11 protein-coding genes and 1 pseudogene are annotated in these 11,404 nt (G+C 72.1%); 3 read left to right on the top strand and 9 right to left on the bottom strand.

The annotated features are described in order from the left end of the window. Positions 1-59: 59 nt before the first annotated feature. Positions 60-1,013, bottom strand: a complete 954-nt coding sequence (locus tag ACZ6D7_RS06765) for a LysR family transcriptional regulator (protein ID WP_469484462.1) — start codon at positions 1,011-1,013, stop codon at positions 60-62. Between the two features lie 49 nt (positions 1,014-1,062). On the opposite strand from ACZ6D7_RS06765, the gene ACZ6D7_RS06760 reads away from it, so the two are divergent. Beyond that, positions 1,063-1,455 (top strand): RidA family protein, encoded by a 393-nt coding sequence (locus tag ACZ6D7_RS06760; RefSeq protein ID WP_469484459.1) that lies wholly within the window; start codon positions 1,063-1,065, stop codon positions 1,453-1,455. A 3-nt stretch (positions 1,456-1,458) separates the two neighbouring features. Here ACZ6D7_RS06760 and ACZ6D7_RS06755 read toward each other — a convergent pair whose 3' ends face one another. Beyond that, a complete protein-coding gene (locus tag ACZ6D7_RS06755) occupies positions 1,459-2,040 on the bottom strand; it encodes a TetR/AcrR family transcriptional regulator (RefSeq protein WP_469484456.1) in 582 nt (193 codons plus the stop codon). Positions 2,041-2,093: 53 nt separating this feature from the next. Between ACZ6D7_RS06755 and ACZ6D7_RS06750 the strand changes: the two are divergent. After that, positions 2,094-3,551: pseudogene (locus ACZ6D7_RS06750) on the top strand (glycoside hydrolase family 3 C-terminal domain-containing protein); the annotation flags it as partial. A 112-nt stretch (positions 3,552-3,663) separates the two neighbouring features. Here the strand turns inward: ACZ6D7_RS06750 and ACZ6D7_RS06745 are convergent. Beyond that, the gene (locus tag ACZ6D7_RS06745) at positions 3,664-4,635 is read right to left on the bottom strand and encodes an aldose epimerase family protein (RefSeq protein ID WP_469484454.1); all 972 of its coding nucleotides are present in this window, start codon (positions 4,633-4,635) and stop codon (positions 3,664-3,666) included. A 38-nt stretch (positions 4,636-4,673) separates the two neighbouring features. Continuing rightward, positions 4,674-5,567, bottom strand: a complete 894-nt coding sequence (locus tag ACZ6D7_RS06740) for an SGNH/GDSL hydrolase family protein (protein ID WP_469484452.1) — start codon at positions 5,565-5,567, stop codon at positions 4,674-4,676. A 279-nt stretch (positions 5,568-5,846) separates the two neighbouring features. On the opposite strand from ACZ6D7_RS06740, the gene ACZ6D7_RS06735 reads away from it, so the two are divergent. Further along, positions 5,847-6,341, top strand: a complete 495-nt coding sequence (locus tag ACZ6D7_RS06735) for a DUF3145 domain-containing protein (RefSeq protein WP_355708429.1) — start codon at positions 5,847-5,849, stop codon at positions 6,339-6,341. A 67-nt stretch (positions 6,342-6,408) separates the two neighbouring features. Here the strand turns inward: ACZ6D7_RS06735 and fabF are convergent, their stop codons facing one another. From fabF to ACZ6D7_RS06710, 5 genes are all read right to left on the bottom strand, one after another. Beyond that, positions 6,409-7,674, bottom strand: a complete 1,266-nt coding sequence (gene fabF, locus ACZ6D7_RS06730; protein WP_469484448.1) for a beta-ketoacyl-ACP synthase II — start codon at positions 7,672-7,674, stop codon at positions 6,409-6,411. Positions 7,675-7,756: 82 nt separating this feature from the next. Further along, complete coding sequence (locus ACZ6D7_RS06725) at positions 7,757-8,005, bottom strand: acyl carrier protein (protein ID WP_019067091.1); 249 nt, start codon at positions 8,003-8,005, stop codon at positions 7,757-7,759. A 78-nt stretch (positions 8,006-8,083) separates the two neighbouring features. Beyond that, positions 8,084-9,085, bottom strand: coding sequence for a beta-ketoacyl-ACP synthase 3 (locus ACZ6D7_RS06720; RefSeq protein WP_469484446.1), 1,002 nt, complete (start codon positions 9,083-9,085; stop codon positions 8,084-8,086). Between the two features lie 12 nt (positions 9,086-9,097). Continuing rightward, entirely contained in the window at positions 9,098-10,036 is a 939-nt protein-coding gene (locus ACZ6D7_RS06715; RefSeq protein WP_469484443.1) for an ACP S-malonyltransferase, read from the bottom strand. A gap of 89 nt (positions 10,037-10,125) precedes the next feature. Next, the gene (locus ACZ6D7_RS06710; protein ID WP_469484441.1) at positions 10,126-11,331 is read right to left on the bottom strand and encodes a PucR family transcriptional regulator; all 1,206 of its coding nucleotides are present in this window, start codon (positions 11,329-11,331) and stop codon (positions 10,126-10,128) included. Positions 11,332-11,404 lie beyond the last annotated feature (73 nt).

Raw genomic sequence — 11,404 nt, 5'->3', positions numbered from 1 at the left:
CCGTCGCTGTGGGGGAAGCGTGGTCCGGGACGACGGAAGTATCCCGTGACGGGTGTGGTTCACGCCATGGCGCGAGGGAGGCCGACGGCCGCCTCCCGCAGCGCGGCGACGAACTCCGTCACCGCCGGCGGGTCCGAGCGCCCCCGCACGGTCGCCGCGTACACCGCCCGCGCCGGCGCCCCCTCCTCCCGTACCGGCAGCAGGACCACGTCCGGCCGTACGGACGCGGCGGCGAGCGCCGGGACCAGGGCCACGCCGAGACCGGCCGCCACGTACCCCTGCTTGGCGGTCCACTCGGCGACCACATGGGCCACCCGCGGGCGGAAACCCGCGCGCAGCGCCGCGTCCAGGAGCGTGCCCTCGGGGCGCGGGCCGCCGGAGACCCAGTCGGCGTCGGCCAGTTGCCCGAGCCGCACCGGCCCGGCGTGCCCGGCCAGGGGATGGGCGGCCGGGACGGCGACGTACAGCGACTCGTCGAGCAGGTGGCGCAGGGCGTACGACTCCAGCGCGGCACCGCCGGTCGTCGAGACCACCGCCACGTCGAGACGGCCGTCCGTCAGCCGGTCCAGCAGGTCCGGCGTGAACCCCTCCTCGCGGGTCACCCGGACGCCGGGACGGCGGGCCCGGAACGCGGCCAGCGCCCGGGGCACCAGTGCCGCGTCCGCCGTCGCGAACGCCCCGAACCGCAGCCGCCCGCCCGTCCCCTCCCGCAGCGCGGCCAGCTCCCGCCGCGCCCCGCCCAACGCCTCGGTGACGGCCTCCGCGTACGGCACCAGCACCCGCCCGGCCTCCGTTGGCCGCACCCCCCGGGGCAGCCGGTCGAACAACGGCGCACCGCCCAACGCCCCTTCCAGGGAGGAGATCTGACGCGACACCGCGGACTGCGTCCACCCGAGCGCCCGCGCGGCCCCCGTGAACGAGCCCTGGCGGGCCACCTCCAGGAACACGCGCAGCCAGACGGTGGACAGGTCGGCCTCGGGAAGGTCGTGATGCGGATTCGGCATGGCAGCCATGCTGGACATTCGCTTGTCGCATCACAAGCCCGGTCCTAGCGTCGAGGACATGGAGATCACCCTGGACAACCCCGCCTCCGCGCCCCAGCCCCTCAACGCGTACTACTCCCAGGTCGCTCGCGTCCAGCACGCCGACGGCAGTGCCCTGTTGTTCCTCTCCGGCCAGGTCGCCGAGGGCGCCACGCTCGCCGAGCAGAGCCGGGGCGTCTTCGAGACGATCGACGCGCTGCTGAGGGCGCACGGGGCGGGCCTGGCCGACATCGTGAACATCCGCACGTACCTCACCGACATCGGCCGACTCGACGAATACGGCGCGGTACGCCGGGAGTTCCTCACCGGAACCCCGCCCACCAGCATGACCTTCGAGGTGCCGCGGCTGTTTCGGCCTCAGGCGCAGATCGAGATCGAGGTGGTGGCGGCGGTACCCGCCGCCGTCGGCTGACGGTCAGTCGGTCTCCTCGCCCAGCAGGCGCAGGAAGTCCCGGAACGCCCCCGGCATGTCCACCGACTCCGGGTCCAGCAGCCACTGGTACTGGAGGCCGTCCATCACCGCCACCAGCAGCGGGGCCGTCCGTTCCGGGGTGAGGCCGCTGGGGAGGCGGTCGCCGTACTCGGTGCGCAGGACCGTCGCCATGCTCTCCCGTACGCGCGTGTAACGCTCGGTGAAGTACTCCCGCGCCGGATGACCCTCCGTCACGCTCTCGCCGAGCAGCGCGGAGAAGGTCTGGATGATGGCGGGCCGCATCGCGTTGTACTCGACGAGGGAGACGAGCAGGTCGACCCGCCACCGGCTGTCCGGCACCGCGTCCCACTGGTCCCGCTCCTTCAGCGCCGCGACCAGCAGCGCCTCCTTGGTCGGGAAGTGGTGCAGCAGCCCCTGCTGGGTCAGTCCGACCCGCTCGGCCACCGCCGCCAGGCTCGCCCCGCGGTAGCCGCGCTCGGCGATCACCTCCAGGGCCGCCCGGACGATCTCGGCCCGCCGCTCCTCGCTCCTGGTTCTGCCGCTCATGCCGTCACGGTGCGGCATGAGCCGCCCCAAAGGTAACGTCGCAATAACGAAACCTACCGCTCTACAGGTTCCGCAACGAGAACGGCGTCCTGCCGCTGAAGGCCGGGTCGGTCGCCCTCATCGGCGCCGCCGCCCGCGACGCCCGTATCCTCGGCGGCGGCTCCGCCACCGTCTTCCCGGCCCGGGTCGTCTCCCCGCTCGACGGCCTCACCGCCGCCCTCCCCGAGGGCGCCCTCAGCTACGCCGTCGGCGCCGACCCCAGCACCGAACTCGCCGTCGCCGACCAGGGCTTCGAGCTGCGCGCCGTCTGCCGCGACGCCGACGGAAACATCATCGGAAGCGGTTCCGCACCGGGCGGCCAGATCCAGTGGATGGGCACCGACCTCCCCGACGGCGTCACCCACGACACGCTGCACACCGTCGAACTCACCGGCACCTTCACCCCGCGCGAGTTCGGCACCCACACCTTCGGCGTCAAGGGCACCGGCGCCTTCACCCTCACCGTCGCCGGGACGACGTACTTCGACGGCCCCCAGCTGCCCGCCGACGGCACCGACCCCTTCGAGTCGTTCTTCGGCGCACCGGTGCCCCGCGCCGAGACCGAACTGACCGCCGGCGAACCGGTCGACGTCTCCCTCACCCACGTCTTCGACCTCCCCGAGGAGATTCCCTTCAAGGTCGTCGCCTTCGCCCTGGCCCACCAGGGGCCGCCGCGCGATCCCGACGAGCTGATCGCCGAGGCCGTGGCGGCCGCCCGCGCCGCCGACACGGCGATCGTCGTGGTCGCCACCACCGACCGTGTCGAGTCCGAGGGCTTCGACCGGCGGGACCTGCGCCTGCCCGGCCGTCAGGACGACCTGGTCCGCGCCGTCGCCGCCGCCAACCCGGACACCGTCGTGGTCGTGAACTCCGGCTCCCCGGTCGAACTGCCCTGGCGCGAGGACGTCGCCGCCGTACTGCTCACCTGGTTCCCCGGCCAGGAGGGCGGCGCCGCCCTCGCCGACGTCCTCACCGGCGCCCACGAGCCCGGCGGACGCCTCCCCACCACCTGGGGCTCCCTCACCGACGCCCCGGTCACCCGGGTCGCCCCCGTCGACGGCGAACTCCCCTACACCGAGGGCGTCTTCATCGGCTACCGCGCCTGGGAGAAGGAGGGCCGCACCCCGGCGTACCCCTTCGGCCACGGCCTCGGCTACACCGACTGGGCCTACGAGTCCGTCGAGGTGGCGGGTACGACGGTGAAGGTGCGGGTCCGCAACACCGGCACCCGGAGCGGCCGTGAGACCGTGCAGGTCTACCTCGCGCCCACCGAGCCCGACGCCGGCCGCCCGGCCCGCCGGCTGGCCGGCTTCGCCGGCGCCGAGGCGGGGCCGGGGGAGAGCGTGGAGGTCGCCCTCGACCTGCCCCGGCGTGCCTTCGAGATCTGGGACGAGACCGCTCACCGGTGGTTCTTTGTGAAGGGTTCGTACGAAATCCAGGTGGGACACTCGATCGCCGACCGCAGGATCACGGCGACGGTTAACGTCTGACCCGGGCCCCACGCCCCCTTCGAGCAGCCCCGGTCCGGGACCTGACCCCTGGACCGGGGCTAACCGCTGTCCGCCCCCGCTGACCGGACGCCGCCCCTGCCCGGCGGAGCCGCTAGCGGGCCGAGAAGCCGTACACCGTCTCCGACCGGTACACCACGCCCGGACGCAGCTCGGTGCTCGGGAACTCCGGGCGGTTCGGGGAGTCGGGGAAGTGCTGGGTCTCCAGCGCCACACCCTCCCCGGGCACGAACGGCTCGCCCAGGTGGTCCGCCGAGTACACCTGGAGGCCCGGCTCGGTCGTCGCCACGGTCAGCACCCGCCCGGACGCCGGGTCGTACAGCTCGGCCACCTCGGCCGGCGCGCCGGTGACCCCCTTGTCGAGCACGAAGTTGTGGTCGTACCCGGAGCCGAGCTTGCGCGGGGTCCGGAAGTCGAAACGGGTGCCCGCGACCTCCGCGAGTTCCCCGGTCGGGATCAGATCCGCGTCGACCGGCGTGTACCGGGCGGCGGCCAGCCGCAGTTCATGGCCCCAGGCGTTCCCGGAGCCGGCCAGGTTGAAGTAGCTGTGATTGGTCAGGTTCACCACGGTCGGCGTGTCCGTGACCGCCTCGTACCGGAGGCGCAGCGCGCCCGACGCGTCGAGCGTGTACGTCGCCGTGACCTCCAGACTGCCCGGGAAGCCCTCCTCGCCGTGCGGGCTGACCCGGCTCAGCCGCAGCCCGTGCTCGACCGGCGTCACCTCCCACACCCGCTTGTCGAAACCGCGGGAGCCGCCGTGCAGGGAGTTGGGCGCGTTGTTGGGCTCCAGCGCGTACGTCACCCCGTCCAGCGGGAAGCGGGCGTGCGCGATCCGGTTCGCGTACCGTCCGATCAGCGCGCCGAGGAAGGGCTCCGGGTGCGTGACATAGCCGTCCAGGTCCGCGAACCCCACCACCACATTCGCCGTCCGCCCGTCCCGGTCCGGGACCTCCACGGACTGCACGATCCCGCCGTACGACAGGACCCGCACCCGGGTGCCCGCCCGCTCCAGGGTCCAGCGGTGCACCACAGTGCCGTCGGAAAGTGTTCCGAAGTGTTCGCTCATGAGCGAAACACTAAGTCACGGCCCTGGAGCGGCCCCCGTCACGCGCCTTTCGCCACCACCTGCCGGTACGCGATCTCCGCCAGCCGGGCCTGTCCGTCCGTGCTCGGATGGAACCAGTCCCAGTGGCTCAACTGATCCGTGCCGAACCGGAAGTCGTACACCGCGCCGCCGTCGAACCGGCACCGCTCGTCCTTCGCGCAGACCTCCTTCAACACCGTGTTGTAGTCCTCCACCCGGCGCTGCACGGTGTCGCGCCGCTCGGTCGCCGCCGCGTCCAGCGCGTCCGCGTCGCCCAGCATCGACGGGCAGATCCCCAGCTTCCACACCTGCTTGCCGAGCGCGCTGGTCCGCCCCTGCGCCCACAGCCGTTTCAGGTTCGGCACGCTCGTCACGTACACCTGCGTCCTGGGCGACGCCCGGCGCAGCGCGCCCAGCGCGTCCTCGAACTGCGCGCGGAAGTCGGCCACCGGCGTCATCGCCGCCGTGGAGTCCCGGCAGGCGTCGTTCGCCCCCGCCATCACCGTCACCAGCTGCGGCCGGTGCGCCGCCGCGCGTGTCACCTGGCCCGGCAGATCCGCCATCCGCGCCCCGGTCACCGCGTAGTTCCAGCTGTGCGTGGCCGCCTTCGCCGGGCCCAGCAGCCGGACCGCCAGGCTCTTCACCTCGGCGCTGGCGCCGGTCGCCCAGGACACCTCCGGACAGTCCTGGAGGACCGTACAGGCGTCGAAGCCGCGGGTGATGGAGTCGCCGACCGCCGCCACCGAGGAGGGGCTGGAGTCCCACAGCGGGGTCGGTGACGGGCTCGCCTGCCGCGCCCGCGTGGCGGACGACGAGGTGTCCCCACCGCCCAGTACGTCACAGCCGGCCAGGCCCAGCACGGCTGCCGTCGTGACGGCGAGTCCCGCCCGCACCCGCCGGTTTCGCATCCGCATCCCCTGGTGATCCCCTCGGTCCTCGTGCAACGGCCCCCTCATGACAACGTCCGGGAGTTCCCGGCCCATGACCCGGCCCGGAAAACATGGCCCGCACGATGCAACGGTTCACGCCCGTACAGGCGTCCTGCCGGGTGAATGGCGGACGTTCACGGCACCGGGACCGACGGTACGTCACACTCCTTGCGCCGCCACACGGTAGCCTCGCCATCAACGCGGCTGCCCGCCACCGCCGCCATGCCAGCCTGCAAGACTGTCCCGCTCTGCCCGGAGGTCCCGGTGACGACACGTGGAGTTCTGTACGTGCACTCCGCGCCGCGCGCGCTGTGTCCGCACGTCGAGTGGGCCGTCGCCGGGGTGCTCGGCACGCGCGTCAGCCTCGACTGGATCCGGCAGCCCGCCGCGCCCGGAACCTGGCGCTCCGAGTTCTCCTGGAAGGGCGAGGCGGGCACCGCCTCCAAACTGGCGTCGGCGCTGCGCGGTTGGCACCTGCTGCGTTTCGAGGTGACCGCCGAGCCCTGTGCCACCGCCGAGGGCGAGCGCTACAGCTGTACCCCCGACCTCGGCATCTTCCACGCTGTCACCGGCATCCACGGCGACATCCTCATCCCCGAGGACCGGCTGCGCGCGGCCCTGCTGCGCAGCCAGCGCGGCGAGACGGACCTGGAGGCCGAACTCTCCAAGCTCCTCGGCAAGCCCTGGGACGACGAACTGGAACCGTTCCGCTACGCGGGCGAGGGCGCCCCGGTGCGCTGGCTGCACCAGGTCGTCTGAGGTCAGGACAGCGTGAAGGGCCCCCACCGTCGGCGGTGGGGGCCCTTCACGTGCGTACGGATGCCGCTCAGATCGTGCGGAACGCCAGGACCACGTTGTGCCCCCCGAAGCCGAACGAGTCGTTCAGCGCGGCGATACGGCCCTCGACGGGCAGCTTGCGCGCCTCGCCGCGGACGATGTCCAGGCCCGCCTCGGGGTCGAGGTTCTCCACGTTGATCGTCGGCGGAGCCACCCGGTGGTACAGGGCGAGCACCGTGGCGACGGACTCGACACCGCCCGCGCCGCCCAGCAGGTGACCGGTCATCGACTTGGTCGCGGAGACCGCGAAGTGGTCCGCGTCGTCCCCGAAGACCTTCCGCAGCGCCTTCAGTTCGGCGATGTCACCGGCCGGCGTCGAGGTGGCGTGCGCGTTGACGTGCACGATCTCCGCCGGGTCCAGGTCGGTGCGCTCCAGCAGGTTCTGCAGCGCGTGCGAGATGCCCCGCCCCTCCGGCTCCGGCTGCACGATGTCGTGGCCGTCGGCGGAGATGCCCTGCCCGACCGCCTCGGCGTACACGCGGGCCCCGCGCTTCGCCGCGTGCTCGGCGGACTCCAGGACGATCACACCGGCGCCCTCGCCCATGACGAAACCGTCGCGGTCGACGTCGTAGGGACGCGAGGCGGCCTGCGGGTTCTCGTTGTTCTTGGACATCGCCATCATGTTGCCGAACGCGGCGATCGGCAGCGGGTGGATCGCCGCCTCCGTACCACCGGCGACGACGACGTCGGCGCGGCCGGTACGGATCATCTCGATGGCGTAGCCGATGGCCTCCGCGCCCGACGCGCACGCCGAGACCGGCGTGTGCACACCCGCGCGGGCGCCCACGAGCAGACCCACGTTGGCGGACGGGCTGTTCGGCATCAGCATGGGCACGGTGTGCGGGGAGACCCGGCGGACGCCCTTCTCCTTCAGCACGTCGTACTGGTCGAGGAGGGTGGTGACACCGCCGATGCCGGAGGCGATGACGGCGCCCAGGCGGTCGGGGTCGACACTCCCGTTCTCACCGGCCTTCGCGTCGAAGCCGGCGTCCTTCCACGCCTCCTGGGCCGCGATCAGCGCGAACTGCGCCGAGCGGTCCAGCTTGCGGGCCTGCGGCCGCGGGATGACCTCGGTGGGCTCCACGGCCACCCGGGCCGCGATACGGACGGCCTGCTCGGCCGCCCAGTCTTCCTCCAGGAGCTTGACACCGGACTTGCCGGCGATCAGCCCCTCCCAGGTAGAGGCTGCGTCGCCACCCAGCGGTGTGGTTGCGCCGATACCGGTGACGACCACGGTGCGATTGGTCGGGCTCACGGATTCTTTCTCCAACGTGACGAGGATTCAGCGGCGCCACCGCCGGGTGGCGGGGCAGTACGGTCCAGGGGACCGGGGTGGATCAGCCCTGGTTCTTGAGGATGTAGTCGGTCGCGTCGCCGACGGTCTTGAGGTTCTTGACGTCCTCGTCGGGGATCTTGACGTCGAAGCGCTCCTCGGCGGCGACGACGACCTCGACCATGGACAGCGAGTCGACGTCCAGGTCGTCGGTGAAGGACTTGTCCAGCTGGACGTCCTCAACCGGGATGCCGGCGATCTCGTTCACGATGTCGGCGAGACCGGCGACGATCTCTTCCTGAGTGGCGGCCATTGTGGCGCTCCTTCTTTGGTATCCAGAGGGTGTGGCAGTGGTGCTTCGTACCGGACCGCATGATCCGGCACGGAGTGCCTAGGGGAGGGTAACGACAGTGGCGGCGTAGACGAGACCCGCCCCGAAACCGATGACGAGCGCGGTGTCGCCGCTCTTCGCCTCGCCGGTCGCCAGGAGCCGCTCCATCGCGAGCGGGATCGAGGCGGCCGAGGTGTTGCCGGTGGTGCGTACGTCACGGGCGACCGTGACGGACTCCGGCAGCTTGAGAGTCTTCACCATCGAGTCGATGATCCGCTCGTTGGCCTGGTGCGGGATGAAGACGTCCAGGTCGTCGGCGGTGATCCCGGCGGCGTCCAGGGCCTCCTTGGCGACCTTCGCCATCTCGAACACGGCCCAGCGGAAGACCGCCTGGCCCTCCTGCGTGATCGCGGGGAACCGCTCGACGTCACCGTTTCGGAAGTCCGTCCACGGCACGGTCTGCTTGATGGTCTCCGACTTGTCGCCCTCGGAGCCCCAGACCGTCGGGCCGATGCCCGGCTCGGCGGAGGGGCCGACCACGACCGCGCCCGCGCCGTCACCGAACAGGAAGGCCGTCGCGCGGTCCTCCAGGTCGGTGAGGTCGGACAGCCGCTCCACGCCGATGACCAGGACGTACTCGGCGGAACCCTCGACGACCATGCCCTTGGCGAGCGTCAGGCCGTAGCCGAAGCCCGCGCAGCCTGCCGAGATGTCGAAGGCGGCGGCCTTGGCGGTGCCGAGCTTGTCGGCGATCTCCGTCGCGACGGCCGGGGTCTGCTTGAAGTGCGAGACGGTCGAGACGACCACGGCGCCGATCTGCTCGGCGCTGATCCCGGCGTCGGCGATCGCCTTGCCGGACGCCTCGATCGACATGGCGGCGACGGTCTCCTCGTCGTTCGCCCAGTGCCGGGTCTCGATGCCGGACCGTGAGCGGATCCACTCGTCGGAGGAGTCGATCGTCTCGAGGATGACCTCGTTGGGCACGACCCGGGTGGGCCGGTAGCCGCCGACGCCGAGGATGCGCGCGTACGGTGCGCCCTTGCTGGGCTTGATCTTCGCCATCAGGGCTCCTAGTCAGGCACCCGCCGCGTCGGCGGCTGATGTCGACGCCTCGGCGATGAGTTCGCGGGCGGCGTCGAGGTCGTCGGGGGTCTTGAGCGCCAGCGTCCTGACGCCGGGCAGCGCGCGCTTGGCGAGGCCGACGAGGGTGCCACCGGGGGAGACCTCGACGATCGCGGTCACGCCCAGCTCCCGGAAGGTCTCCATGCACAGGTCCCAGCGGACCGGGTTGGCGACCTGGCCGACCAGCCGCTCGAGGATCTCGGCGCCGGTGGAGACGGCCCGGCCGTCCTTGTTGGACACGTAGGTGACCGTCGGGTCGGCGGGCGCGACGTCCGCCGCGGCCTTGGCGAGGGTCTCGACCGCGGGGGCCATGTGGTGCGTGTGGAAGGCACCGGCGACCTTGAGCGCGACGACCTTGCGGACACCCTCGGGCTTGTCCTCGTTCAGCGCGGCGAGCTGCTCCAGCGTGCCGGCGGCGACGATCTGGCCCGCGCCGTTGATGTTCGCCGGGGTCAGGCCCAGCTTCTCCAGGTGCGCGACGGACACCTCGGGGTCGCCGCCGAGCAGCGCGGACATCCCGGTCTCGGTGATCGCGGCGGCGTCGGCCATGGCCAGACCCCGCTTGCGGACCAGGGTCAGCGCGGCGGTGTCGTCGAGGACGCCCGCGAAGGCGGCGGCGGTGAACTCGCCGACGCTGTGACCGGCGACGGCACCGGGGGCGACGTCACCGAGTGCCGCGGCGGACAGGAGGCCGGCGGCGACGAGCAGCGGCTGGGCCACGGCCGTGTCGCGGATCTCGTCCGCGTCGGCCTGGGTGCCGTAGTGGGCGAGGTCCAGGCCGATGGCGTCCGACCAGGCGGCGACGCGGTCCGCGGCACCGGGCAGTTCGAGCCAGGGAGTCAGGAAGCCGGGCGTCTGGGCGCCCTGGCCGGGAGCGACGAGTACGAGCACTCTCACACTCTCTCTTGGGGACGGGCAAAGCCGCCCGTGAGGACAGGGACGAAGAACGGCAAGGGGTTTTGTGGACCCCCGACAAAAGCCTAGGTCTGGGGTTCACCATCCATCAGGCGGCCCAGGATCAGTGCGATCCTCAGCGTGAACGCGGAGCGTACATCCGAAGGCGACCAGCCGGTGACGTCAGTCACACGTCGAAGCCGGTAGCGCACGGTGTTGGGATGGACGAACAGCATCCGCGCCGCGCCCTCCAGACTGCTCGCCTGTTCGAGATAGACGGAGAGCGTCTCAAGGAGCGCGGACCCGGCCTCCTCCAGCGGTCTGTAGATCTCCTCCACCAACTGCTCGCGCGCGCTGGGATCACCGGCGATCGCGCGCTCCGGGAGAACATCGTCCGCCAGCACCGGGCGTGGCGCGTCCTGCCAGGCGGAACACGCCTTGAGTCCCGCCGCGGCGGCCTGCGCGGACCGGGTGGCGGCGAGCAGGTCGGGCACGACCGGCCCGGCGACGACCGGACCCGCGGCGAAGGGCCCGATCAGGGACTTGGCGACGGCGAGCGGATTGTCGCTGCCGCCGGCGATGACGACGAGCCGCGACCCGAGCACCCCGGTGAGCACCTGGAGCTTGGCGTGCCGGGAGGCCCGCCGAATGGCCTCGACGGTCAGCTCGGAGTCCCCGTCGGGAGCGGTCCCGAGGACGACGCACACATGTTCCGGCGCGTTCCAGCCGAGCGCGGCGGCCCGGCTCACCGCGCCCTCGTCGGCCTCGCCGCTGAGCACCGCGTTGACGACGAGCGACTCCAGCCGCGCGTCCCAGGCACCGCGTGCCTCGGCGGCCTGGGCGTACACCTGGGCGGTGGCGAAGGCGATCTCCCGGGCGTAGACCAGCAGCGCCTCGCGCAGCACGTTCTCGTCGCCCGGGGCCGCGACCTCGTCGATCGCGGACTCCATGACCTCGATCGTGGTGCGCACCATCTCCACGGTCTGGCGCAGCGTGATGGCCCGGGTCAGCTCGCGCGGGGCGGTGCCGAACACATCGGTCGAGATCGCCTGGGGCGCGTCCGGGTGCCGGAACCACTCGGTGAAGGCGGCGATACCCGCCTGGGCGACCAGCCCGATCCAGGAACGGTTCTCCGGGGGCATGGCCCGGTACCACGGCAGCGTCTCGTCCATCCGCGCGATGGCCTGGGCGGCGAGACTTCCGGAGGATTTCACCAGCCGCTTCAGGGTCGCGGGGTGCGGGTGAGGGGCGTGTGCTGCGGCGTCGGGGTGATGGGCTTCGGGTTCGGGCACGGTGACAAGACTGCCTTATCGGGACGCGGACGTGCGCCGGAGGGTCACGGGGCGCGGGGCCGGACCGGCGCCG

This window comes from Streptomyces sp. NPDC041784 (genome assembly GCF_055591025.1).
This window is presented reverse-complemented; position numbering and strand designations above follow the sequence as displayed.

Bases quoted from the DNA above. Each gene is read 5' to 3' on its own strand.
- ACZ6D7_RS06765 (WP_469484462.1), bottom strand. From the start codon at position 1,013: ATGGCTGCCATGCCGAATCCGCATCACGACCTTCCCGAGGCCGACCTG.
- ACZ6D7_RS06760 (WP_469484459.1), top strand. From the start codon at position 1,063: ATGGAGATCACCCTGGACAACCCCGCCTCCGCGCCCCAGCCCCTCAAC.
- ACZ6D7_RS06755 (WP_469484456.1), bottom strand. From the start codon at position 2,040: ATGCCGCACCGTGACGGCATGAGCGGCAGAACCAGGAGCGAGGAGCGG.
- ACZ6D7_RS06745 (WP_469484454.1), bottom strand. From the start codon at position 4,635: ATGAGCGAACACTTCGGAACACTTTCCGACGGCACTGTGGTGCACCGC.
- ACZ6D7_RS06740 (WP_469484452.1), bottom strand. From the start codon at position 5,567: ATGCGGATGCGAAACCGGCGGGTGCGGGCGGGACTCGCCGTCACGACG.
- ACZ6D7_RS06725 (WP_019067091.1), bottom strand. From the start codon at position 8,005: ATGGCCGCCACTCAGGAAGAGATCGTCGCCGGTCTCGCCGACATCGTG.
- ACZ6D7_RS06720 (WP_469484446.1), bottom strand. From the start codon at position 9,085: ATGGCGAAGATCAAGCCCAGCAAGGGCGCACCGTACGCGCGCATCCTC.